The organism is Streptomyces sp. NPDC002669, assembly GCF_042889165.1.
GTDB lineage: Bacteria > Actinomycetota > Actinomycetes > Streptomycetales > Streptomycetaceae > Streptomyces.
In genome coordinates this window covers 60558-83060 of record NZ_JBIAQQ010000026.1, presented here as the reverse complement: position 1 = coordinate 83060, position 22503 = coordinate 60558, and the positions used below count along the sequence as shown (strand labels likewise).

General features: G+C 70.3%; 23 protein-coding genes and 3 pseudogenes. 3 read left to right on the top strand and 23 right to left on the bottom strand.

Translation table 11 applies throughout. From position 1 onward, the window contains the following. Nucleotides 1–81: 81 nt before the first annotated feature. Together tsf and rpsB are read right to left on the bottom strand one after the other, a co-directional pair. A complete protein-coding gene (gene tsf / locus ACFYW1_RS30600; protein WP_148839597.1) occupies nt 82–918 on the bottom strand; it encodes a translation elongation factor Ts in 837 nt (278 codons plus the stop codon). A gap of 99 nt (nt 919–1017) precedes the next feature. After that, complete coding sequence (rpsB, locus tag ACFYW1_RS30595; protein ID WP_389000308.1) at nt 1018–1914, bottom strand: 30S ribosomal protein S2; 897 nt, start codon at nt 1912–1914, stop codon at nt 1018–1020. Nucleotides 1915–2191: 277 nt separating this feature from the next. On the opposite strand from rpsB, the pseudogene ACFYW1_RS30590 reads away from it, so the two are divergent. Then, nucleotides 2192–2824: pseudogene (locus ACFYW1_RS30590) on the top strand (peptidoglycan DD-metalloendopeptidase family protein); the annotation flags it as partial. A 218-nt stretch (nt 2825–3042) separates the two neighbouring features. Here the strand turns inward: ACFYW1_RS30590 and ACFYW1_RS30585 are convergent. The 4 genes and pseudogenes from ACFYW1_RS30585 to ACFYW1_RS30570 all read right to left on the bottom strand — a co-directional run. Beyond that, nucleotides 3043–3609, bottom strand: coding sequence for a TetR/AcrR family transcriptional regulator (locus tag ACFYW1_RS30585; RefSeq protein ID WP_389000434.1), 567 nt, complete (start codon nt 3607–3609; stop codon nt 3043–3045). A 117-nt stretch (nt 3610–3726) separates the two neighbouring features. Next, complete coding sequence (whiG, locus tag ACFYW1_RS30580) at nt 3727–4563, bottom strand: RNA polymerase sigma factor WhiG (RefSeq protein WP_148839594.1); 837 nt, start codon at nt 4561–4563, stop codon at nt 3727–3729. 242 nt (nt 4564–4805) lie between these two features. Then, nucleotides 4806–6068, bottom strand: a complete 1263-nt coding sequence (gene dprA / locus ACFYW1_RS30575) for a DNA-processing protein DprA (protein WP_389000304.1) — start codon at nt 6066–6068, stop codon at nt 4806–4808. Beyond that, nucleotides 6065–6700, bottom strand: a pseudogene (locus tag ACFYW1_RS30570) (ATP-binding protein); the annotation flags it as partial. The pseudogene ACFYW1_RS30570 and the gene dprA, both read right to left, overlap by 4 nt. A gap of 167 nt (nt 6701–6867) precedes the next feature. Here ACFYW1_RS30570 and ACFYW1_RS30565 point away from each other — a divergent pair. Continuing rightward, on the top strand, nt 6868–7263 hold the full coding sequence (locus tag ACFYW1_RS30565; RefSeq protein WP_389000301.1) for a hypothetical protein: 396 nt from the start codon (nt 6868–6870) through the stop codon (nt 7261–7263). A 44-nt stretch (nt 7264–7307) separates the two neighbouring features. On the opposite strand, the gene ACFYW1_RS30560 is transcribed toward ACFYW1_RS30565, so the two are convergent. From ACFYW1_RS30560 to ACFYW1_RS30480, 17 genes and pseudogenes are all read right to left on the bottom strand, one after another. After that, complete coding sequence (locus ACFYW1_RS30560; protein WP_389000298.1) at nt 7308–7904, bottom strand: DUF6262 family protein; 597 nt, start codon at nt 7902–7904, stop codon at nt 7308–7310. Further along, nucleotides 7901–10540 carry a tyrosine-type recombinase/integrase gene (locus ACFYW1_RS30555; protein WP_389000295.1) on the bottom strand — a complete coding sequence of 880 codons (2640 nt, stop codon included), beginning with the start codon at nt 10538–10540 and terminating at the stop codon, nt 7901–7903. Before ACFYW1_RS30555 ends, ACFYW1_RS30560 begins: the two co-directional genes overlap by 4 nt. Continuing rightward, the gene (locus ACFYW1_RS30550) at nt 10537–11730 is read right to left on the bottom strand and encodes an integrase (RefSeq protein WP_389000292.1); all 1194 of its coding nucleotides are present in this window, start codon (nt 11728–11730) and stop codon (nt 10537–10539) included. Before ACFYW1_RS30550 ends, ACFYW1_RS30555 begins: the two co-directional genes overlap by 4 nt. 124 nt (nt 11731–11854) lie before the next feature. Then, nucleotides 11855–12844: pseudogene (locus tag ACFYW1_RS30545) on the bottom strand (YifB family Mg chelatase-like AAA ATPase); the annotation flags it as partial. After that, nucleotides 12844–13203 (bottom strand): YraN family protein, encoded by a 360-nt coding sequence (locus tag ACFYW1_RS30540; protein WP_148839592.1) that lies wholly within the window; start codon nt 13201–13203, stop codon nt 12844–12846. The pseudogene ACFYW1_RS30545 and the gene ACFYW1_RS30540, both read right to left, overlap by 1 nt. A 104-nt stretch (nt 13204–13307) precedes the next feature. Then, nucleotides 13308–13616 carry a DUF2469 domain-containing protein gene (locus tag ACFYW1_RS30535; RefSeq protein WP_003965949.1) on the bottom strand — a complete coding sequence of 103 codons (309 nt, stop codon included), beginning with the start codon at nt 13614–13616 and terminating at the stop codon, nt 13308–13310. 62 nt (nt 13617–13678) lie between these two features. Continuing rightward, complete coding sequence (locus ACFYW1_RS30530) at nt 13679–14167, bottom strand: NUDIX hydrolase (protein WP_389000288.1); 489 nt, start codon at nt 14165–14167, stop codon at nt 13679–13681. After that, nucleotides 14157–14897 carry a signal peptidase I gene (lepB, locus tag ACFYW1_RS30525; RefSeq protein ID WP_389000285.1) on the bottom strand — a complete coding sequence of 247 codons (741 nt, stop codon included), beginning with the start codon at nt 14895–14897 and terminating at the stop codon, nt 14157–14159. Before lepB (ACFYW1_RS30525) ends, ACFYW1_RS30530 begins: the two co-directional genes overlap by 11 nt. Nucleotides 14898–14948: 51 nt before the next feature. Beyond that, nucleotides 14949–15842, bottom strand: coding sequence for a signal peptidase I (gene lepB, locus ACFYW1_RS30520; RefSeq protein ID WP_389000431.1), 894 nt, complete (start codon nt 15840–15842; stop codon nt 14949–14951). Then, nucleotides 15742–16824 carry a signal peptidase I gene (lepB, locus tag ACFYW1_RS30515; protein ID WP_389000281.1) on the bottom strand — a complete coding sequence of 361 codons (1083 nt, stop codon included), beginning with the start codon at nt 16822–16824 and terminating at the stop codon, nt 15742–15744. The genes lepB (ACFYW1_RS30520) and lepB (ACFYW1_RS30515) overlap by 101 nt, the downstream gene beginning before the upstream one ends. Next, nucleotides 16817–17587, bottom strand: a complete 771-nt coding sequence (gene lepB / locus ACFYW1_RS30510; RefSeq protein WP_389000278.1) for a signal peptidase I — start codon at nt 17585–17587, stop codon at nt 16817–16819. The genes lepB (ACFYW1_RS30515) and lepB (ACFYW1_RS30510) overlap by 8 nt, the downstream gene beginning before the upstream one ends. Before the next feature lie 45 nt (nt 17588–17632). Beyond that, nucleotides 17633–17983, bottom strand: coding sequence for a 50S ribosomal protein L19 (gene rplS / locus ACFYW1_RS30505; RefSeq protein WP_189545892.1), 351 nt, complete (start codon nt 17981–17983; stop codon nt 17633–17635). Between the two features lie 160 nt (nt 17984–18143). Beyond that, nucleotides 18144–18965 (bottom strand): tRNA (guanosine(37)-N1)-methyltransferase TrmD, encoded by an 822-nt coding sequence (trmD, locus tag ACFYW1_RS30500; RefSeq protein ID WP_389000273.1) that lies wholly within the window; start codon nt 18963–18965, stop codon nt 18144–18146. Further along, nucleotides 18965–19549 (bottom strand): ribosome maturation factor RimM, encoded by a 585-nt coding sequence (gene rimM, locus ACFYW1_RS30495; RefSeq protein WP_389000270.1) that lies wholly within the window; start codon nt 19547–19549, stop codon nt 18965–18967. Before rimM ends, trmD begins: the two co-directional genes overlap by 1 nt. A 79-nt stretch (nt 19550–19628) precedes the next feature. Continuing rightward, nucleotides 19629–19868: an RNA-binding protein gene (locus ACFYW1_RS30490; RefSeq protein WP_005311361.1), complete on the bottom strand. Its 240-nt coding sequence runs from the start codon at nt 19866–19868 to the stop codon at nt 19629–19631. 2 nt (nt 19869–19870) lie between these two features. Beyond that, the gene (gene rpsP / locus ACFYW1_RS30485; protein ID WP_283854292.1) at nt 19871–20311 is read right to left on the bottom strand and encodes a 30S ribosomal protein S16; all 441 of its coding nucleotides are present in this window, start codon (nt 20309–20311) and stop codon (nt 19871–19873) included. Between the two features lie 157 nt (nt 20312–20468). Continuing rightward, nucleotides 20469–21062 carry a hypothetical protein gene (locus ACFYW1_RS30480; protein ID WP_030928573.1) on the bottom strand — a complete coding sequence of 198 codons (594 nt, stop codon included), beginning with the start codon at nt 21060–21062 and terminating at the stop codon, nt 20469–20471. A 582-nt stretch (nt 21063–21644) separates the two neighbouring features. Between ACFYW1_RS30480 and ACFYW1_RS30475 the strand changes: the two genes are divergently transcribed. Beyond that, entirely contained in the window at nt 21645–22493 is an 849-nt protein-coding gene (locus ACFYW1_RS30475) for a class I SAM-dependent methyltransferase (RefSeq protein WP_389000264.1), read from the top strand. The last annotated feature ends 10 nt before the right edge of the window (nt 22494–22503 follow it).

Genomic DNA, 22503 nt, shown 5'->3' with positions numbered 1-22503 from the left:
CAGATCTGCGGTCGTACGGCGTGAGTGCGGCCGACGACTGCACTAGACCCTATAGGGGTCCACCGTTGTTCGCGGACGGACTCAGATGCCGACCTTGATGCGCGTGAAGCGCTTCAGGGTGACACCGGCCTCGTCCAGGACCTTCTGAACGGACTTCTTGTTGTCCAGGGCGTACGGCTGGCCGAGGAGGGTGGCCTCCTTGAAGAAGCCGTTGACGCGACCCTCGACGATCTTCGGGAGCGCGGCCTCGGGCTTGCCCTCGGCGCGGGTGGTCTCCTCGGCGACGCGGCGCTCGGCCTCGACGACCTCGGCCGGGACGTCCTCGCGGGACAGGTACTTCGGGGCGAACGCGGCGATGTGCTGCGCGATGCCCTTGGCCAGCTCGGCGTCGGCCTTGTCCAGCTCGACCAGAACACCGATCTGCGGCGGCAGGTCGGGCATGGTGCGGTGCATGTACGCGGAGACGTACGCGCCGGTGAACTGCGCGAAGCGGTCCAGGACGATCTTCTCGCCGAGGTTGGCGTTGGCCTCGTCGACGTACGCCTGGACGGTCTTGCCGGCCTCGATCTCGGAGGCGAGCAGCGCCTCCAGGTCGGCCGGGGAGGTGGCGGCGACGTGCGCGGCGAGGGTGTTCGCGACACCCTGGAACTTCTCGCCCTTGGCGACGAAGTCCGTCTCGCACTTCAGCTCCAGCAGAACGCCGGACGTCTGGTCCTCGGAGATGAGGGAGACGACGGCGCCGTTCTCGGCAGAGCGGCCCTCGCGCTTGGCGACGCCCTTCTGGCCCTTGATGCGGAGCGCCTCGACGGCCTTGTCGACGTTGCCCTCGGCCTCGTCGAGCGCCTTCTTGCAGTCCATCATGCCGGCGCCGGTCAGCTCGCGGAGCTTCTTGACGTCAGCGGCGGTGTAGTTCGCCATGAGTCTGTGTTTCTCTCTCGAAGTCTGAAAGATCTACGGGTGGACGGCGGGGGCGGTGCCTGTGGCACCGGCCCCCGCCGTCGTCAGCCGTGACGGATGTCAGGCCTGCTCGGCGTCCGCGGCCGGGGTCTCGGCCTCGGCAGCGGCCTCAGCCGGCTTCTCGGCGTCGGCGACCTTCTCGGTCTCGGCGGAGGACTGCACCTCGGCGTCGGCCTTCTTGTCGCCCTCGAGCAGGTCGCGCTCCCACTCGGCGAGCGGCTCGCCGGCGGCCTTCTCGCCCGGCTTCGAGTCACCGGTGGCGGCACCGGAACGGGCGATGAGGCCCTCGGCGACGGCGTCGGCGATCACGCGGGTGAGCAGGGTGACGGAGCGGATCGCGTCGTCGTTGCCCGGAATCTTGTAGTCGACCTCGTCGGGGTCGCAGTTGGTGTCGAGGATCGCGACGACCGGGATGTGGAGCTTGCGCGCCTCACCGACGGCGATGTGCTCCTTCTTGGTGTCGACGATCCAGACGGCGCTGGGCACCTTCTGCATCTCGCGGATACCACCGAGGGTCTTCTCCAGCTTGGCCTTCTCGCGGGAGAGGACCAGGAGCTCCTTCTTGGTGAGGCCGGAGGCGGCCACGTCCTCGAAGTCGATGAGCTCAAGCTCCTTCAGACGCTGAAGGCGCTTGTAGACGGTGGAGAAGTTGGTGAGCATGCCACCGAGCCAACGCTGGTTGACGTACGGCATGCCGACGCGCGTCGCCTGCTCGGCGATGGCCTCCTGGGCCTGCTTCTTCGTACCCACGAACATGATGGAGCCGCCGTGGGCGACGGTCTCCTTGACGAACTCGTAGGCGCGGTCGATGTACGACAGCGACTGGAGCAGGTCGATGATGTAGATGCCGTTGCGCTCGGTGAAGATGAAGCGCTTCATCTTCGGGTTCCAGCGACGGGTCTGGTGACCGAAGTGGACGCCGCTTTCCAGCAGCTCCCGCATCGTGACGACGGCCATGGCCGTACTCCTTGAGGTGCTCGGTTGTCGCGACCGCAGGATTGCTGTCGCGCCTGACGCCCCGACGCGCCGTGCCACAAGGGACCGAGGAGCGCGGCCACCGTCCGCTGAGAGGGAGGTGGCGGGGCGTGCGAAGTCGACCCGGTGACCCGGATCGCCATAGGAAGTGTACGGGACGGCCCGGGTGTCGGGTGACGACGCTGTCCACAACCGGTCGGTAGTCCACAGATCCGGTTCATGATCCCCGCGGATCGTGGCGTTGCGGGACGGTTCCCTCATGCGATGCACACCCGGTCCGCCCGCTTCCCGTCCCCCGCGCGCACACCGCGAGGCCGCGCGGGGGACGCCCCTCCCCGATGCGCCCTTTCGCGATGCGGGCCGCACGTCCTTTCCCGATGCGGGCCGCCCGTCGCGCGTGGCGTTCGCGGCCCGTGCCCGGGGCGTGTGCGCGGCGGGGGTGGTGGCGCTGCTCGTGGTGCTGTGCGGCCCGCCGGCCGGCGCGGCCGAAGCCCCCGTACCGCCGACGGCACCGACTCGACCGCCGCCCGCTCCCCCGTCCGCCCCGGTTCCGCCCTCGGCTCCGACTCCCGGTGCGGGCGGTGAGCGGGGGTGGCCGCTCGCGGGACGGCCCGCGGTCGTACGGGGGTGGGAGCCGCCGGCGGGTCCCTACGGCCGGGGGCACCGCGGGGTCGACCTCGCCGCGGAACCGGGGGCGGCGGTACTCGCCGCGGCCTCGGGCCGGGTCTCGTTCGCGGGGCGGGTGGCGGGGCGTGGGGTGGTCGCGATCGAAGTGGCGGGGAGCGGTGAGCCGCCGCTGCGCACCACGTACGAGCCGGTGCGCGCCGTGGTCGCGGAGGGCGAGGAGGTGACGGCGGGACAGGTGGTCGCCACCTTGGAGGCGGGGCCCTTCCACTGCGCGTCGGGGTGTCTGCACTGGGGGCTGCGGCGCGGGGACGCGTATCTGGATCCGCTGTCGTCGCTGCCGCCGTCATTGTTGCGGCGGGGGCCGTCCAGGCTGCTGCCGGTCTTCGGCGTGCCGGAGCCCCCGGCTCCGGCCGGAGGGACCGGGGACGGGCTCGCCGCCCCCGGCGTCCTGCTCGCCGCCGCGATGTGGCGACGGCGTCGGGGTCAGCCCCGTATGCCCTGCACACCCCGGAGGATCATGGCCACCGCGGTGTCCGCGATCACTTCCGGCTCCTCGGCCACGCCCAGTTCGATGCGCCGCACCGCGGCGTCCACCGAGCCCTGGAGCAGCATCGCCGCCAGCCGCGGCTGCTCGTGGCCCAGATCGCCGAGCGCCTCGACGATCATGGCGATCAGGCCGCCGTGCGCGGCCCTGATCTTCTCGCGCGCCCCGGCGTCCAGCTCGCTCGCCGAAATGGCGACGACCGCCCGGTGACGGCGGTCCCCGACGAGGTCGAGCTGTCGGCGTACGTAGGCCTCGATCCTGCCCTCGGGCGTGGCGGCCTGCTCCATCGCGCTCTCGACCTCGGCCGCCCAGACGGGGAAGTCGACGGCGCAGAGCTCCTCGACGACGGCCGCGCGGGAGCGGAAGTACTCGTAGACGGAGGACCGGGCGAGGCCCGTGCGTTCGGCGAGGGCGGGGAAGGTCAATGCCTCCGTCCCTCCCTCGGACAGCAGGGAGCGGGCGGCGTCCAGGAGGGCGCCGCGCTGCATGGTCCGGTGCTCGGCCACCGAGGCCGCTCGAATCCTGGGCACGCGTCCACTCTACGGCGACCTGTGTTCGAGAGGGGGCGTACGGCCCCGATCAGTGGCCGAAGCAGCCACGGCCGGCGCCCGGCCGCGAGGGGCTCAGCGTCCGGCGTCGGCCAGCTTCGCGCGCAGTTGCAGCACGGATTTGGTGTGGATCTGGCTGACCCGGCTCTCGGTGACCCCGAGCACGTTGCCGATCTCGGCGAGGGTGAGGCCCTCGTAGTAGTAGAGCGTGACGACCGTCTTCTCCCGCTCCGGAAGTGTGTTGATGGCCCGGGCGAGCAGCCGTCTGAGCTCACGGTCCTCGGCGACCTCCACCGGGTCGTCGGCGGCGGTGTCCTCCAGCGTGTCCATCAGGCTCAGCCGGTCGCCGCCCTCGCCGCCGACGTGCAGCAACTCCTCCAGCGCGACCACGTTGGCCAATGACAACTGGCTGAAAACCGCGTGCAGTTCATCGAGCGCGATACCCATCTCCGAGGCGACCTCCGCCTCGGAGGGAGTGCGTCTCAACTGCGCCTCCAGCGTGGCGTAGGCGCGTTCCACGGCCCGCGCCTTCTGACGCACCGAGCGCGGGATCCAGTCCAGCGCCCGGAGTTCGTCGATCATCGCGCCGCGGATGCGGGTGATCGCGTACGTCTCGAACTTGATCGCACGCTCGATGTCGAACTTCTCGATCGCGTCGATCAGTCCGAAGACCCCCGAGGAGACGAAGTCCGCCTGCTCGACGTTGGAAGGCAGGCCCACGCTCACCCGGCCCGCGACGTACTTCACCAGCGGCGAGTAGTGCAGGATCAGCTGCTCCCGCAGGCGCTCGTCACCCGTGGACTTGTATGAACGCCACAACTCGTCGAGCGAGGAGGGGGCGGGAGGGCGCACAGTGCCACGCGCAGCCGGTGGTACTGCCGCGCGGTCAGACCCGGAGGTGTGCTGGGGCATGTGGTGCCTTGAGCCGTTCTGCCGTGAAGCGCTGGAGGACGTATGTCTGAGTCGGGATCCTTGTGAGCGTAGCGTGACTGCGATGTCGCGGTCCGCGCAGGATATGGGATCGACAGCCCGCGAATCCGGCCGATCCGACAGGACTGCGGTCCGGAGCCGTCGCCGCGTGCGTCGGCCCCGGAGGCGTCATTGAAGGATCCGCCGGGGTCATCGGCATCACCTTTTCACCCGAATGCTCCAGGTCAAGTACCGCCTCGCCGGGCGTCGCGGTCGCGAGCCGGGCGTGGCGTCAACCGCCATCCATCGCCATGTCGTTCGACGAACCCCAGTGAGTGCAGTTCGTACAGTCTGCCGAGTGCTTCGTCGGTGCTGGTTCCGGCCACCCGGGCCACGTCGCGCCCGCTGGTGGCGCCCCGGAACGGCAGTGCGTCGAGAACCCTGGCGGAGACCGGGTCCAGGCGGTCCCTGGGATGCACGGGACCGTGCCGGGCCGGGGCGAGTTCACCGATGTCGCCCACCAGCTCGGCGACTTCCGAGGCGTCGGTCACCAGGACGCCCTCCCCGCGCAGGAGTTCATGGACCCCTGCGGACAGCGCGCTGGTGGCGGGGCCGGGCACGCCCATCGTGAAACGGCCGAGACGCTGCGCGTTGCGCGCGGTGACCAGTGAGCCGCTGCGGTATTCCGCCTCGACCACGACCGTCCCTCGCGTCAACGCGGCGATGACCCGGTTCCGGAGGATGAACCTGCTGCGGGTGGGATGATCGGACGGCGGCAATTCGCCGATGACGAGCCCCTGTTGCGCCATCCGCCCGATCAGTTCGGCGTGTCCCCGGGGGTAGGCGACGTCCACTCCGCAGGCGAGGACCGCCATCGTCGCCCCGTCGACGGCCAGCGCGCCCCGGTGCGCCGCGCCGTCCACCCCGAAGGCCGCGCCCGACACGACCACCCACCCCAGCTCCGCGAGCCCCGCGCCGAGGCTCGCCGCCATGTGCGATCCGTACGGTGTGCAGGCGCGGGCGCCGACCACGGCGACCGAGCGCAGCGCCCAGAGCCGCAGGTCGCGCGGCCCCCGCACCCACAGACCGGTCGGCCGCGCGTCCCCGAGGTCGTCGAGCTGGGTGGGCCATTCCCGGTCGCCGGGGCAGACGAACCGTCCTCCTGCACCGGCCACCGCCGAGAGGTCCCGCTCCGGCTCCACCCCCTCGACCCGCAGCCGGTACCCGGCCAGCCGTTTCGGGGTCATTCCGCTCAGTCGCTCCGCGGTGCCGTCCCCGGCGGTGATCCGCCGGAGCAGTTCGACGGCACCGTACTCGCGCAGCCACCGGCCGCCCCGCTCGTCCCCCGGCTCCAGAACGCGGGTCAGGGCGGCCCGGGCCAGCCGCTCCGCGTCCCCCACGCCCACACCCGCTCCCGCCCCCGGCCCCGGCCCCGGCGCCGCCTCTGTCTCCGTGCCCGGCCCCGTCTCCATGCCGGGCCCCGGTCCGTCGGCCGTCCGCGGGCTCATGACGCCCCCGCCCGGGCCAGGGAACCCCGCGACACGCCGGTGCGCAGCTCCAGGGCCACCGCGACGTCGGACGCTTCCGGCCGGTCGGCGCCCCGCAGGTCGGCGACCGTCCACGCCACCCTGAGCACCCGGTCCAGTCCCCGGGCGGTGAGCATGCCCCGCTCCATGTCCCGCTCGGCCTCCAGGAGCGCGCCGGGTGCCGCGACCAGCCTGGTCCGCAGCTCGTGGCCGGGCACCTCGCTGTTGGTGGACCACCCCGTGCCCGCCAGCCGTTCCGCCGCGCGCGCCCTGGCCTCCTGGACCCGGGCGGCGACGGAGGCCGACGACTCGCCCCGGTCGCCCCGCGCCAGCAGGTCCTCGCGCCGGACCGGATCGACGACCACCTTCAGGTCCACCCGGTCCAGCAGGGGTCCGGAGAGCCTCGCCTGATATCGCCTGACAGACGACGGCGGGCACTCGCAACCGGCGCCGCCGACACCGTGCCGGCCACACGGGCAGGGGTTGGCGGCCAGCACCATCAAGAACTTCGCGGGCAGCCGGACCACCCCGGCGCTGCGTGCCACCACCACGTGCCCCGACTCCAGCGGCTGGCGCAGCGCGTCCAGTGCCCGCACGGAAAACTCCGGCGCCTCGACCTCATTAGGGAGTGCGAGAACGTCGGTGTTAGCGCTGACCTGCGGTGACACGTCGCGTGTGTGTCAGCGACGTGTCACCGGGCAGGGTGCTCGGGTTTCGGCCCCTGTCGATGACCACCTTCCATAAGATTGCCCCCTGATGCGCGGCCAACGAGGAGGCCTGGGTGAGCAATCTGGGGGGATACCAGATGATGACGACGCTGGCGAAGAAGGTGGGCGGCCCCGGGGCGCTGGCCGTCGTCACTGCCGTGGGCGGGTGGGCCATCGGCCGGGGTGCTGAAGCTGGCGGGAAGAGCGTATTCAGGGCCGCCAAGGCTGCGGCCAAGAAGCGGAACGCCGCGTGCTCGACGAAGGGCCAGGTCTTCGACGTCGTGTCCGACGGTAAGGACGGCAAGGGCCTCGCGCTCCGGGCAGGTGACCAGTACCGAGTCATGGAGTGCGACGGGGAAGCGATCCTCATCAAGGTGCTCGGTGGCACGAACAATCCCTACTTCACGTCAGCGCAGTTCCTGGCGTCGGTGTCGGGCTTCCCCACGGCGGAGAAGACTAATGCCGAGTAGCTCGACTGTGGTTGTTGAGGTGATAGACGAACACGGCGAGTCCTTCACTGCGGGGCGCCGGCCGGGGCGGCCTGCTGGAGTTCGAGGAGCTGGACTTCGAGCTCGGCGATGCGCTTGTCGGAGAAGCGGAGGTTGGTGCGGGCCCCTTCAAGACGCTCTTGGAGCTTGCGGTGCTCTTGCGTCACCTGTTGGATGCGGCGCTTGAGGGTGGTGTTCTCCGTGGTGAGGTGCTGGACGGACTCACCGGAGACCATCCCGTCGACATCGCGGAGCTGTCCCATGAGCTCGCCGATCCGCTGCCGCTGGACCAGGACCTCGTTCTGAGTCCGGGTGAGCTCGGCCTCGGCGTTCAGGGCCCGCTCACGCCAGGTCGCCTCGATCTGCTCGTGTTTCTCGCCACTGCGCCGGTCGTGGCGGCTCTTGCTGTCGGTGACGGCCTGCTGGACGAGAGCGCGGGCGTCCGCGTTCTCGTAGAGGAACGTGGGAGACACGTCCGCCCGCTCGGCGATCGCCCGCACTGCGAGCCGGCCGCGTTCTCGGCGGAGCTGGACGATGACCTTCTCAACGCGGGTGAGCTTGTCCTGGGTCTGTTGACGTCGGGCGGCGATGGCCGCCGCGGTCTGCCCGGGGCCGGAGGTCACGAAGCCACCTCATCCTCGTTGTCGTATTCGTCGAAGTCGGCGTCGCCGTGGTCCTCGAACTGGGCGAGCTCGTTGGCGCGGAACGCTGTGGCCCAGACGCGGCCGAAGTAGTCCTGGGGACGTCGCAGGTCCAGGGCGAGGGCCTCGTCGAGGAGACCGACGCCAGCCAGGGCCTTCTCCAGGCCGTCGATCGCTCGGGCAGTGGGCTCGAAGAGCTGGTGGAGATAGTCGGCGACCTTGGGGTCGGGTGCGCGTTCGGCGAGCATGCGCCACTGCTCGCGTTTGCGGTGCCAGTAGACGAGGTCGGCGCCGGACATCACGAACTTCTCGCAGTTGTGGCAGTCCAGATTCCAGGGACAGGCGCCGCCGTCGACCACGGCCTGGAAGGTGCAGAAGCCGCCTTCGGCCGGGGTTGACCTGCGAGTGAGGTCGATCATCATCGCCTCGGCCTGCTCGCGAGTCATCGGTTCGCCGCCAGACAGCACGATACCCGGCTCGAGGGCTCCGGGTCCGGTGACCCAGATCGCGTTGAGGGCGTCTTCGAGCTTCTGGTCGGTGCTGGCGAGGTGGACGTAGTGCTCGGCCATCGCCTCGGAGACCTGCCCGAGGTAGCGCTTGATGTGGGTGAGATTCGCGCCGGCCTTCAGCAGGTTGGTGGCCAGGGTGTGGCGAGTCTGGTGAGTGACGACGTGGATGTCGGTGAGCGAGTCGATCCACTGCCTGAACTGGTTGTTGAACCAGGTGTAACAGATGCCCTTGAGGTGATTGCGGTTGGAGTTGCGGGCCGGGAACAGGGCGATCTTCCGTCGTTCCCCGGCGGTCGGGACGCGGCCCTCTCGTTCCAGGAACCGGTCAATGGTCCGGGCCTGCCGGGCCTCGATCCGTTTGTAGAGACGTTCGGAGATGCGGACGGCGGCGTCGTAGTTGCCGACCTTCGTCGCGTCGTACCAAAACATCGGAAGTCCGCCGAGGCGGCCGATGCACTCCAGCCGCAGGTCAAGGATTTCGCGGCAGCGGCGTCCGGTGATGACCAGGGCCTCCCAGATGTCCCGCAGCCCGCGGTCCTCGATGTCCTGGCCGTCCAGGGTCTGCAGGTTGGCTTCGTTCGTGACGGCCCGGGCGACATCGTCGGGGAACGGGCGGCGTCTGCCCTTGGACCGCTTGCCTGCGGGAACGGCCAGGACGAACTCCCGGTCCAGACCGAGACGCTCCAGATCACCGGTCTCCAGGGCTTTCCGCAGGACACGGCGAACCCCGTCGAAGTACCTGAAGACCATGCCCGCGGTGACGGGGTCGTTGTCCTTGACGCCTCGGCGTCGGCATGCCGCCAGGGGCCGCAGCCCGTGCTTGGCCCGGTGTCGCTGGTCGGCGACGAAGTCGACCATGTGACGTTCTTCGAGGAGACGGGAGTCGTGGCCGCCCTCCGGGGCTCGGACCTCCAGAAATGCACTCAGCTGTGCGGCTCCCTGCCGGAGCACATCGAAGGGCTGGATGCTGCGGGGCGGGTCGGTCAGCAGCCGGCGGGCCATCTGGTCCCAGACCAGGTCACGCAGCCACCGTTGGGAGATGTTCGATACGTCGATCTGCCCGCCGTGGTGGAGGAACTTGACCCCGAAGTGTTCAGTCTCGATGTAGCCGATGTCGCGGGTGTCTTCGCGGGTGAAGTAGACCAGCCGCAGCATGCGGAGCATCGCCTTCGCCGCCACCCCCGGGAACTTCCGCATGTGGTCGAGGTCAAGGTCGACCAGTGAGTTGGCCTCGAGGTTGCGGCAGTCGTCCGCGAGGTGCTGGATCCACGGCAGTGGCCAGTGTCCGGCCTCAACCTTCATCTGAGTGCGCTGGAACATGCACCACTGGATCTCGGCCTTGGCCAGAGGCCGCAGCCCAAGCAGGGACACTCTGCCGTCCGCGCGGTGGACGGGGTCCGCCTCCGCGCACCACTTCCGGAATGCCAGCTCGTCGTCATAGAGCACCGGGATCGGCCTGTCCCGGTCGGCGAGCCAGCGGCCCCACTGGTGCGGCAGGCGGGCCTGGCCCGGCGAGTCGTCCTTGCGGTAGCGGCTGAGGTGCCTCTGACACAGTCCTACCGGGTTCTCCGCCAGGTTCGGGCAGGCCATCACCCGGCAGTCGCCGAAGGGCACGAACGGCTTCTCGGCGGTCAGAAACGCCTCGTAGTCCGGCTCGCCCTCGCCGTGCTTCTTCTTCCAGTGCGACTTGCGTGCCGACCATCGGTGGCTGTGCAGGAAACACAGCGGTGAAGAGCCCCAGGCCGGGATGGCGGGGCAGATGGTGCAGTCCGCGGGTTGATACCAGGAGGCCGGCTTCAGCGGCTTGGCCGTGTGCATGAAGTCGGCCAGCAGACCCCCAGCGCTCCGCCGCGTGCGCCACTCGGCCTCGTGGACTGAACAGAACGACTGGTGGCTCTGGTAGCGCGAGCGTTCGCACTGCGGGATCTTGCAGACCCATCCATAGGCCTCGTGCTCCGGCGGGATAACAATCACGTCCTGACGGAACAGATCAGCATCGAAGCCGGGAGCCTGCATCAGCGCGTGCAGCAATTCCAGCCGGTCACCGGTGGTCCGGCTCGGCTCATTGAGCGTCACGACAGGCAGCAGGGCACGGACTGGCTCGCTCACGCCTCCTCACCCCAGACCGCCTTCAGTGCACCGACGAATTCCGGCGAGTGCATGTCGGGATGCCCGTAGACCTCGTCGACGGTCTGCACCGATGCCCAGTGGCCGGCCTCCTTGGCCACCCAGCTGTTGTTGTTCGTGACGTCGAGGATCTTGTTGGTGGTCGTGTGCCGGAACGCGTGCGGCTTGATCCGGCCCGGAAGGTCGGCCCGCCGTCCGGCCCGTCGCAGCATCCCGCGGGCCGCGTCCGGAGTCCACGGCTCGCCGGTGTTCGGCCCGGACAGCTGGATCAGCAGCATGCCGTGACCCGTCGCGTACTTCGCGTACTCGGTCGTCATGTACTTGAAGTAGGAGCTGACCATGGCCGGGCTCGCCCGATAGATCTCCCCGCCGGTGATCACACCGTCGACCAGCCGCCAGTCCTCCTTCTTCTTCGCCCTGGCTCCGTTGGGGTTGCCCTGCCGGTGGCAGACGTGGACGTGCGGGCTCCTGTCCTCGCCGCAGGCCGCGTTCTCACGCAGGTGCAGATCGACCAGGTGCAGGCCGGTCAGCCCGCCGATCCGCAGGGTCGTGTCGGACAGCCAGGTCACGACCATCTCGTCACGGACGGTGTTCACCGACCCCACCAGCTCCGGCCGGGCACCGTCGGGCAGCATCTTCGGATGCCTCCGGCGGGTCCCCTGCCGCGGTGCCAGCGGGTTCGTCTTCACCGACGTCATCGCGTGTCCCAGGAAGGCCCGGTTCCTGTCGGCCTTGGTCGGCAGCCGCCCGACGTCCAGCTCGGCACGCAGTTGCTCGTTGACGCCCCGGGTCACGCATTGGTGCAGGTAGAAGCCCTTCAAGACGGTCGCCGAGATCGACAGCGCTGACGTGCTGTACGGACGCTTTGGCGGCACCCGCCACGGCTGGCCATACGGCATCGCCACCTGGGCGCCCACCGCCCCCTGGTACCGGCGGAGATCCAGCATCGTGATCGTCTCTGTGGTCAGACCCTCACGGATCCGCCACCTCAGATGATCGACGAGGTAGTACGCGTAGGGCTCCTGCGACCCCGACCCCTCGTAGAGACGCAGGTATCCCTCCGCCTCCTCGTCGACCGAGCAGTCCGGCCAGAGGATCGCGTACGACAAGCTGCCATCAGTCCGTCTGATCTTCTGTACCCGTAGGTCGTTCAGCACCAGCGTGCTTCGCACCAGGCCCTCTTCCCGTTCGTCCCGAATAGGGCGAACAGAACCAAACCGTTAGCTAAAGACCCACGTGACACGACCGAAGTGCGTCTCAACGAGCGACACGATCACGGAACTGGTGGTCGCTAAAGTCCAAAAAGAGGATCCCCCGGTGGGCCAACGAGACCGCGCCGGGCCTCGGCAACCCGTTGCCGCCGCCGACGAGGGACTGCATCGTCGCCGAGTGGTGCGGTGCGCAGTACGGCGGGCGGGCCACCAGCGGCTCCCCCGGCGGCAGGATGCCCGCCACCGAGTGCACTGCGGTCACCTCCAGGGACTCCTTCCTGGTCAGCGCGGGCAAGATCGCCGGAAGCCGCTCGGCCAGCATGGTCTTGCCCGCACCGGGCGGCCCCGAGAGCAGCAGGTGGTGCCCGCCCGCCGCGGCCACCTCCAGGGCCTTGCGGGGCCGCTCCTGCCCCGCCACGTCCGCCAGGTCCGGCACGTGCCCCTCGCCCGCCCCGGTCCCCCGGGCGAGCCCGGTGCCGATGCCCGCGCCCGGCACCATCAGCCCGGCCAGCATCGTGTCGGGACGCCCCTCCTCGCGCTCCTCCCGCTCGTCGGGCACCGGCTCGTCGCAGAGCACGGCGATCAACTGCCGCAGACTCCGCACCCCGAGGACGGCGACCCCGGGGACCAGCGCCGCCTCCCCCGCGGTCTGCTCGGGCACGACCACCTGGCGGTATCCGGCCTCCGCGGCGGCCAGCACGGAGGGCAGTACGCCCCGCACCGGCCGCACCCGGCCGTCCAGTCCCAGTTCCCCGATCATCACCACATCGGCGATGGACGCCGGGTCGATCCGCTCCGCCGCTCCCAGCACCGCACACGCCACGGCGAGATCGAAACCCGATCCGCCCTTCGGCACGGAGGCCGGCGACAGGCCCACCGTGAGTTTCTTCTGCGGCCACTCGGCCCCGGAATTCACGACCGCGGCCCTGACCCGGTCCCGGCTCTCCACCAGGCTCTTGTCCGGCAGCCCCACCAGGGTGAACGCCGCCACCCCCGCCTCCAGGTCCGCCTGGACCTCCACCACCACGCCCTCGACGCCGACCAGCGCCACCGAACAGGCCCGTGCGAACCCCATCAGGCCACCCCCCGGGCGTGCTCGGCGACGGGTGCTCCGCGCCTGGGCAGCACCACCCCGACCAGGTCGATCCGGACCCCGCCGGGCGGCGGACCGCCGTGCCGGTCGAGCCAGATCCCGGCCAGCCTCCGCAGCCGCCCCGCCTTGACCGGGGTGACGGCCGCCATCGGATGCTCGAAGGCCCCGGCCCTGCGGGTCTTCACCTCGCAGACCACCAGGACGTCGCCGTCCAACGCGACGATGTCGATCTCACCGGCGCGACAGCGCCAGTTCCGTTCCAGTACGGACATGCCGGCTCCGGCAAGCAGCCGTGCCGCCAGATCCTCGCCGTACCGCCCGAGTGCCCCCCGCGCGTTCATTCGGCACCACCTCCGGGACCGACTCTGACGCGTTCGGTCCCGGCTTGTGGATCTTGGTGGACAACTCCGGAGTTGTGGATATCCCGGTAACCCGGGAGGGGGAATCAGCCCCCCGGAAGTTCGAGGTCGCTCTTGTTGAGCTCCTCGATGTTGACGTCCTTGAACGTCAGTACCCGTACCTGCTTGACGAAGCGCGCGGGCCGGTACATGTCCCAGACCCAGGCGTCCGCCATCGACACCTCGAAGAACACCTCGCCCTGGACCGAGTGCACCTGCATCTCGTAGTCATTGGTGAGGTAGAAGCGCCGTTCCGTCTCGATCACGTATTTGAACAGACCGACGACGTCTCGGTACTCCCGGTAGAGCTTCAGCTCCATCTCGGTCTCGTACTTCTCGAGGTCCTCGGCGCTCATTGGCATGTTCCCCTTCAGCCGTGCGTGCCCCCATTGTGCGCCAGGCACCGGCCCCCGGGTGCTCAGGCGATTTCGGGGTCCAGAACCAGCGGCGCACCAGGGGGACCCTCGTCGAGCAGCGTGCGCAGCAACTCGGCGAGCCTGGTCGGGTACACCGTCTCACGCGCCGCCGACAGTTCGTCGGAGGTCCACCACCTCAGACCCGCGACGCTGCGCCGTTCCAGTCCGGTCTGACCGCTGGTGTCCGTGACGGTCTGCTTCGTGCGGGCCAGGAAGTACCACTCGTCCTGCTCCCAGCGCCGCCCGTCGAACGGGAACGAGCACATCCGCCGCCAGAGCAGCGGGCCCAGTTCCACATCGGTGATCCCGGTCTCCTCCACGAGCTCGCGCAGCGCGGCCTCCTCCCGCGTCTCGTCGCCCTCCAGACCGCCGCCGGGGGTGAACCACCAGGTGTTCTGCGGATCGTCCGGTTCGAAACCGTGCATCAGGAGTATCCGGTCGCCGGGGTCCAGGAGCACCACCCGGGCCACCTTCCGTTTCTCAACGCGCACCGGCGACCGTCCTCTCACGCCCCCTGCGCGCCGCACGCGCCGCGACCGGGCCGTACGCCGCACCTCCCAGGATGAGCACCACGCCCACCCCGAGGGCGGTGAGCTGGAGCTTCAGCGGGCCGGGCGACGACACCCCGCCGGGGAGGGCGGCGAATGCCTGCGGGCGCTCGATCATGCCGTCCATCGGCCAGGCGATGGCGTCCACCCTGGCCTGCACCGAGCCGCGCGGGACGGAGCCGTGCCCGGGGTCGGTCAGGTGGACCCTGGAGTCCAGCGAGGACCTGCGCTCGTCCCCCAGCAGGAAGAGCTGCCCCTGGGGCACCTCCGCCGTGAAGTCCTCGCCCGAGGCCGGGTCCTCGGACCGCAGATACGATTCCTCGACGGGCTTGCCGTTGATCGTGAGTCGGCCGTCCTTGCCGCAGCAGGCGATCTTGTCACCGCCGACCCCCACCACCCGCTTCACCATGGGCATGTTGCCCCAGGCCGGGTCGGTGAAGATCACCACGTCGCCGCGGCGCACCTCGTCGCCGTCGATCCGCTGTGCGAGCACCCGGTCGCCGGCCTGCACCGTGGGGGTCATCGAGTCGGTCGGCACCGTGTACGGCTTGTACACCACCGCCGCCCATGCGAACCCACCGAGAAAGAGCACACAGCCGACGGCCACGGCCAGCCCCGACAGCATGCTGCCGAGCCGACCACGGCCGTCTCCCGTACGTCCTGTTCCACTCATCCCAGCGCCCCCCGCATCGGAGATCGACAATCGCTGATCCGAGTCGGCACCCTACCCGGCGGTACGCCCGCTGGTCAGCCTCCTGCGACGCCACAGCACGAGCGGCAACGCCCCGGCCACGCCCAGTGCTCCGGGGGCCAGCCCCATCGCCGCGTTGATCCCCGGCTGCTCGAAGGTCTTCGGGATGGGCAGGGTCGCCCAGCGGTTGATCGGCCATGCCACGACGAAGGCCCGGCCGACCACCTCGTCGTTGGAGACCGTGCCGTTGCCCGGCAGCTCCTGGTGGTAGCGGGAGTCGAGGGAGTTCTGCCGGTGGTCGCCCATCACCCAGATCCGGCCCTCCGGCACCTTGATCGGGCCGAACGGCTCGTCGTTGCAGGAGCTGTTCCCCTCGAAGATGTACGACTGGTCGTCCAGGGCCTTGCCGTTGACCGTGACCGGGCCGTTCTTCTTGCACTCCACCACGTCGCCGCCGACCCCGATGACCCGCTTGATCAGGTCCTTCTCCTCGGCGGACGGCATCAGTCCGATGAAGCTCAGGAACTTCTGCACGGCGTTCGGCTCGGGAGTCTCGGTGTTCTCCAGCCAGCCGCCCGGGTCGTGGAAGACCACGACCTCGCCGCGCTCGGGCTCCGCGCCGAACCACGGGGTCAGCTTGTCGACCAGCACCCGGTCGCCCCGCTGGAGCGTGTTCTGCATCGAGTCCGAGGGAATCGAGAACGCCTGCACCAGGAACGTCTTGATCAGCAGCGCGAGAACCAGCGCGATGCCGATGAGCAGGGGCAGCTCCTTCCAGAAGGAGCGCGGCTTCTTCTGGGCCCTGCCGCCGTCCGGAGCGTCCGCGTCACTCTGCGCGCGGTCCGCCGCTCCGGCGGACTCGGCATTGTCCGGATTGCCCGGCCGGTCCTCGGGTTCGCCGTGTCCGGATCGTGCGCCGACCGCCAAATCCCCCACATCCACTCCTTACTCCGTGCCACCGCCCGCGACCCAGCCGGTGCAGGCCCACCACTCCCATAACGAGCGGGAGTTCCGCAGGGGTCGGGAGAGGGATCATTCCATTGAGATTCCGGGACGACACACTATGCGACGGGCCCGACGCGGCGGCCGTCCCGGCGCGCGCGTCCGGGATCGGGCCGAATGTGGCAGGTTCCTCCAGTTTCCGCCAGTGGGAGAAGGGCCAGGCAATCACCACGGCCCGCCCCACGACCTCGTCCTCGGAGACCGTGCCGTGCTCGGGCTCGTCCAGGTGATAGCGAGAATCGGCCGAATTGGACCGGTGGTCGCCCATCACGAAGATCCGGCCCGGCGGAACCTTTACTTCGAATTTGATGAGGGAGGGCGGGTTGCCGGGATTCAGGTAGGGCTCGTCCAGCGGCACGCCGTTGACGCTGACCCGGCCGTCCTTGCCGCAGCACTTCACCGTGTCGCCGCCCACCGCGATCACCCGTTTGATCAGGTCCTGCTCGTCGTCGGAGGGCAGCAGGCCGACGAAGGTCAGCGCCTGTTTCGCCTGTTTGACGCCGACGGGCGGATCCCCCTTGCCGGCTTCCTCCTGCTGCAGCCAGCCGCCGGGATCCTTGAAGACGACGACGTCACCGCGCTGGGGCCGGGAGCCGAACCAGGGCGTCAGCTTGTCCACCAGCACCCGGTCACCGATCCGGATGGTCTGTTCCATCGATCCCGAAGGGATCACGAACGCCTGCACCAGGAAGGTCTTGAGCACCAGCGCGATCAGCAGCGCCACGGTGAGGAGCAGCGGGATCTCGCGCAGGGCCGACCTGCGCCGCCGCCGCTTGACCCTGCGGGCCAGCTTGCGCCGCTCCGCCCTGGTGGGCAGGGAGCGCGCGGTCCTCGGCCCGTCGCCGTCCGGTGGTGGTGTTCCGGCGTCGGATCCGGGGCCTCCCCGGCCACGGCCGCGGTTACCCATGGCCCCCGCCCGGCGCGCGTACGGCGCCGAAGGCGGCACTGTCCGGCAGCGAGCCCAGCCTGCTCGGCGGCCAGCCGATCCAGTCCACCCGGCCGATCACCATGTCCACGGGGACCATGCCACCGCCCGGCTCCCCCAGGTGGTCGCGCGAGTCGCGGGAGTTGCTCCGGTGGTCGCCCATCATCCACAGCGTGCCGTCGGGGACGACGATGTCGAAACGGGCCCGGGAGGGGGCGTCCCCCGGATACAGGTAGTCCTCGGCAATCGCCCGGCCGTTCACCTCGACCCTGCCCCGGCTGTCGCAGCACACCACCCGGTCGCCGCCCACGCCCACCACCCGTTTCACGTAGTCGGTCTCGGCGGGCTGCGCCAGGCCCAGGGACGAGGCCACCGAGTGCGCCAGCCCGGCGACGGGATTCTCCTGCGGGGCCTCCTGCACGAAGGACCCCGTGCCGTCGAAGACCACCACGTCACCGCGGTGCGGCCCGGCGCCGAAACGGTACGCCAGTTTGTTCACCAGCACCCGGTCCCCGATCCGCAGCGTGGGCTCCATCGAACCGCTCGGGATCAGGAAGGGCTGCACCACGAAGTGGCTGAGGAGCAGCACGAACACCGTGCAGACGGCCCCGAGCACGGCGGTCCGCCGCCATGTCATCCAGGCGCCCGCCCCCGCCGGAACACGCAAGGAGCGCGACCGCTCCTCCGTACCCGGGTCGGGTTCGCAGGCGGGGTCGCGCTCCGAGGGCTTTGCTTCCGTGTCCATCGAGGCCAGAGCCTATCCGGCGGACCTGTGGACGAGGGAGTCAGCTCAGTTGTCGCGCTTCTCCTTGATCTTCGCGGCCTTGCCGCGCAGCTCACGGAGGTAGTACAGCTTGGCGCGACGGACGTCACCGCGGGTGACGAGCTCGATCTTCTCGAAGATCGGGCTGTGCACCGGGAAGGTGCGCTCGACGCCGACGCTGAAGGAAACCTTGCGGACCGTGAAGGTCTCGCTGATGCCCGCGCCCTGGCGGCGGATGACGACGCCCTTGAACTGCTGGATACGGGAGCGGTTGCCCTCGATCACTCGGACGTGGACGTTGACCGTGTCACCGGGGCGGAACGACGGGATGTCGGTGCGCAGCGACGCGGCGTTGACGTCATCGAGCAGGGAAGCCATGTTGTCTGCTTTCTTCGCCGATGCCACAGGTCATCGACGGGACTAGGAAGGAACGGAGGTGCTGATCGCGTCGTGCGGGCGTCGGGACCATCCCCGCACGCGCAGGGACGGCCGGGGTTCCCCCTGTGGCAGGGGCGCACGCCGGACGTACAGCAGCGGCCTATTCTTCCACGGCTCGGGGCCTGCGCCAAAATCGGCCGTCGGGCTCCGGTGACCAGCCGAGGATGGAGAGCATCTCGCGGTCCTTCTTGTCGAACCCCGCGGCCTCGCAGCGCTCGATCAGGTCGGGCCGGTTGAGGGCGGTGCGGCGGAACGCCTCGTCCCGCCGCCAGCGGGCGATCTTCCCGTGGTGGCCGCTGAGCAGCACCTCGGGGATCTCCCTGCCGCGCCACACGGGCGGCTTGGTGTAGACGGGGCCCTCCAGCAGGTTGGCCATCGCACCGGGGGCGAAGGAGTCGTCCCGGTGCGATTCCGCGTTGCCGAGCACGCCGGGCAGCAGCCGGGCCACCGCCTCCGTGATCACCAGCACCGCGGCTTCCCCGCCGGCCAGCACGTAGTCGCCGATGGAGACCTCGACGACCGGCATCCGGGTCGCGTACTCGTCCATCACCCGCCGGTCGATCCCCTCGTAGCGGGCCGGCGTGAAGATCAGCCACGGCCGTTCGGAGAGTTCGACGGCGAGTTCCTGGGTGAACGGGCGGCCGCTGGGCGTGGGCACCACCAGCACCGGGGAGTGTGCCCCGGCCTCGTACCCGCCCGCCAGGGCGTCGTCCAGCGCCTCGCCCCACGGCTCGGTCTTCATGACCATGCCCGGACCGCCGCCGTACGGGGTGTCGTCGACCGTGTTGTGCCGGTCGTACGTCCAGTCGCGCAGGTCGTGGACGTGGACGTCGAGCCGGCCGCGCGCGCGGGCCTTGCCGACGAGCGAGACGTTCAGCGGTTCCAGGTACTCCGGGAAGATCGTGACGACGTCGAGGCGCATCAGGCGTCCTTCCCCGGGCCGGGCTCCCCGTCGCCCTCTCCGTCCTCGCCCCGCGAGGAGGCGATCACGGCCTGGCTCTCGTCGATCAGCCCCGGCGGCGGGACGACCACCGCGCGCTGCTCCTCCAGGTCGATCTCGGTGACGATCTCCTCGACGAACGGGATCATCACCTCGCTGCCGTCCGGCCGCTCGACGATGAAGAGGTCCTGGGACGGCAGATGCGTGATCTCGGAGATCCGGCCGACGACGGTGCCGTCGGTCAGGACCACGTCGAGGTCCATGAGCTGGTGGTCGTAGAACTCCTCGGGGTCCTCGGGGAGTTCGTCCGGGTCGACCTCGGCGATCAGCAGCGTGTTGCGCAGGGCCTCGGCAGCCGTACGGTCGCGCACGCCCTCGAAGCGCAGCAGCAGCCGTCCGCTGTGCACCCGCCCGGTCTCGATCGTCAGCGGTCCGGCCCCGGCCGGCTCGGTGACGAGCACGGCTCCGGGCCCGAGCCGCAGTTCCGGCTCGTCCGTGCGGACCTCGACGGTGACCTCGCCCTTGATGCCATGGGCACGGCCGATCCGCGCGACTACCAACTGCACCTTGTGTCTCTCCTGTCATACGACGACGGGCCGGGGCGGGCCCATGGCCCTCCCCGGCCCGTGCCGGTGTTCAACTCTGTCAGCGAACCTGGTCCACATCGACGAGGTCGACGCGGATGCCGCGGCCGCCGATGGCGCCCACGACGGTACGCAGCGCACGCGCGGTGCGGCCGTTGCGACCGATCACCTTACCGAGGTCGTCGGGGTGGACCCGGACCTCCAGCACGCGGCCGCGGCGCAGGTTGCGCGAGGCGACCTGCACATCGTCGGGGTTGTCGACAATGCCCTTCACGAGGTGCTCGAGAGCCTCCTCGAGCATGCTCAGGCCTCGGTCGACTCGGCGGAAGCGGCCGCGTCAGCAGCCTCGTCCGCCTTCTTGTCGGACTTCTTCGCCTTCTGCGTGATGGCCTCGCCCTTGGACTCTTCGCCGTCCTTGGTCAGAGCCTCGAACAGGGCGCGCTTGTCCGCCTTGGGCTCCGGCTGCAGCAGCGGCGCGGGGGCCGGGAGACCCTTGTGGGCCTGCCAGTCACCGGTGAGCTTCAGGATCGCGAGAACCGGCTCGGTCGGCTGGGCGCCGACGGACAGCCAGTACTGCGCACGCTCCGAGTTGACCTCGATGCGCGAGGGGTTCTGCACCGGGTGGTACAGACCGATCTCCTCGATGGCCCGGCCATCACGGCGGGTACGGGAGTCGGCGACGACGATGCGGTAGTGAGGCGAACGGATCTTGCCCAGACGCTTCAGCTTGATCTTGACTGCCACGGGAGTGGTGTCTCCTGGTCTATGACGTGGTTGGGCACAACGAAGATGCCACGTGGGGTTGCGGTACTCGGGTGCCCGATGGACGCGTCAGCCGGAGGAGAGAGGGGTCCTGTGCGACTGTCGAGTACAGCTAGCCATTGTGCCACACCACATCGGGTCACCCCACCGCGACCGCCGCCTCCGGGATGCGGAACGGCTTTCCGCACCCTCCGCAGACGATCGGCGCCTGCGCCAGGACCGACGGGACGACGCGCACGTTGCGACCGCAGTCGCAGACGGCCTTGACGCGCACGCCGCCGCCGGAGGAGCCGTGCCGGGCGGCCGGCCCCCGGAAGGAGCGCTTGGTGTCGGCGGCGGTGGCGACCGTGTGCGCCTTGAGGGCGCGCTGCAGCCGCTCGATCGTCGGCCGGTAGCGGCGCTTGGCCTCGGGGTTGAGCGTGACCAGTGAGAAGCCGCTGCTGGGATGCGGCTCCTCGGCGTGGTCCAGGCCCAGCTCCTCGGCGATCGCGAGGAATCTGCGGTTGTGGTAACGGCCGGCGCGGGAGGTGTCGCGTACACCTCGGGCGGCGGCGATGCCGTGGACTGCTTCGTGGAGCAGTCGTTCGAAGGAGAGCTCGGCGCCGCAGGCGGACGAGGACTCTCCGATCAGGGACTCGGGCGCGGCCAGATCCGGCAGCTCGGGGTGGTACCGCTGAATGTCGGCCCACGCCTGTGCCAGCTCTGCGGCAAGTACAGGTGGTGTCGTGCTCACGTCGTGACAACGAGCACGAGTGCCCCGGTGTTCCGATTCCGGGGCATCCCAAATAATTTGCACGTACCAGTCAGTTGCCGTTCATGCGCCCCGACGAGGGCGGGTGCGCCGATCTGCGGAGAAGCCGCACAGCTCGCACCAAGGTGGTACGTAGCGACGCGTACGTCCGGACGCGTGGGCGACCGCCGCGCACCGGGGCACCGCACGCTCCCCGGGACGGGTGGGGCGCCGGTGGACACGGGCCGCCGGAGCGACCCTACCGGGCGCATGACCCGAATCGGGCACCGCCCCCTCCCGCCCCGGCGTCCGGCGCTCGACGTGCCCGCCCGGACGTGTCGGGTGAGACTGGGGCGAGGAGCGGGAGACGGGCGTCCGGCGCCCGCCCGTCCGGGAGGGGCTCTCCCCTCCGGTCCCCGGGGCGCACCACCGCGACAGGCGGTTCCCGCCCGCGGCTCCCCGGGCACGGCAGCCACCGCGCGGCACTCCGGCACACGGGGCAGCGGGCACGTCCGCGCACGGCGGCATCCACTCGGGCACGACCGATCGGACACGACCGACCTCTCGGCGGATTGGGGCGATTCCATGACACCAACGCTCGTCCGGCACCACGGCCATCCGCGGACGCTCACCCGGACGGCCCCCGAAAACCGCGCCCGGGACTGGGCCGAGATCCAGGAACGGATGCTTGCACCGCTGTACGAGGCGGTGTACGAGCGGCTGGAGGTGGGGCCCGGCACCCGGCTGCTCTCCCTGGGCTGCGGATCCGGTCTCGCGCCGCTGATGGCCGCCGACCGGGGCGCGCGGGTCACCGGGGTGGACACCGACTCCGAACGGCTGGCGCTCGCCCGGTCCCGGCTGCCGCGCGGGCCCGGTTCCCCGGCCGGGGGGCCGCGGTTCCTGGAGGGCGGTCCGTCCGTGGCCCCGCCGCCCGACGGGATGCCGTACAACCTGCTCACCGCCTTCACCCCGATCGGCTGCTCGTTCGACGACGGCGAGGGGCTGGTGGCCGCGCTGCGGTCCGCCGTGCCACTGGCCTCGCGGGGCGGTGTCGTGGTGCTGACCGGGTGGGGGCCTCCGGAGCGGTGCGCGGCGGCGCCCGTGCTGGGGGTGGCCGCGCGGCCTGCGGCCGGGGGCCGGGCGCCCCGGGCGGGCGACTGGCGGACGGCGGGGCGGGACGACCTGGAGGACGTGGCGTTCCGGGCCGGCCTGCATCCCGACGGTTCGGGCCGGGTGGCGTGCCCGTTCCGGTACGCGGACCTGGACAGCGCGGTGCGCGGACTGCTCTCCACCCGGCTCTTCGACGCGGCGACCCGGGTGACCGACCGGTCCCGGGTGGAGCGGGAGGTGGCGAAGGCCCTCCGTCCGCACCGGCGCCGGGACGGGTCGGTCTGGCTGCCGAACGTCTTCCGCTACCTCGTGTGCACCATCTGAACGCCTCGCC

What these genes read in the sequence shown, in the direction of transcription:
- tsf (WP_148839597.1), bottom strand. Translation starts at nt 918, where the DNA reads ATGGCGAACTACACCGCCGCTGACGTCAAGAAGCTCCGCGAGCTGACC.
- rpsB (WP_389000308.1), bottom strand. Translation starts at nt 1,914, where the DNA reads ATGGCCGTCGTCACGATGCGGGAGCTGCTGGAAAGCGGCGTCCACTTC.
- whiG (WP_148839594.1), bottom strand. Translation starts at nt 4,563, where the DNA reads ATGCCCCAGCACACCTCCGGGTCTGACCGCGCGGCAGTACCACCGGCT.
- dprA (WP_389000304.1), bottom strand. Translation starts at nt 6,068, where the DNA reads ATGAGCCCGCGGACGGCCGACGGACCGGGGCCCGGCATGGAGACGGGG.
- ACFYW1_RS30540 (WP_148839592.1), bottom strand. Translation starts at nt 13,203, where the DNA reads ATGAACGCGCGGGGGGCACTCGGGCGGTACGGCGAGGATCTGGCGGCA.
- ACFYW1_RS30535 (WP_003965949.1), bottom strand. Translation starts at nt 13,616, where the DNA reads ATGAGCGCCGAGGACCTCGAGAAGTACGAGACCGAGATGGAGCTGAAG.
- lepB (WP_389000285.1), bottom strand. Translation starts at nt 14,897, where the DNA reads ATGAGTGGAACAGGACGTACGGGAGACGGCCGTGGTCGGCTCGGCAGC.
- lepB (WP_389000281.1), bottom strand. Translation starts at nt 16,824, where the DNA reads ATGGGTAACCGCGGCCGTGGCCGGGGAGGCCCCGGATCCGACGCCGGA.
- lepB (WP_389000278.1), bottom strand. Translation starts at nt 17,587, where the DNA reads ATGGACACGGAAGCAAAGCCCTCGGAGCGCGACCCCGCCTGCGAACCC.
- rplS (WP_189545892.1), bottom strand. Translation starts at nt 17,983, where the DNA reads ATGGCTTCCCTGCTCGATGACGTCAACGCCGCGTCGCTGCGCACCGAC.
- trmD (WP_389000273.1), bottom strand. Translation starts at nt 18,965, where the DNA reads ATGCGCCTCGACGTCGTCACGATCTTCCCGGAGTACCTGGAACCGCTG.
- ACFYW1_RS30490 (WP_005311361.1), bottom strand. Translation starts at nt 19,868, where the DNA reads ATGCTCGAGGAGGCTCTCGAGCACCTCGTGAAGGGCATTGTCGACAAC.
- ACFYW1_RS30475 (WP_389000264.1), top strand. Translation starts at nt 21,645, where the DNA reads ATGACACCAACGCTCGTCCGGCACCACGGCCATCCGCGGACGCTCACC.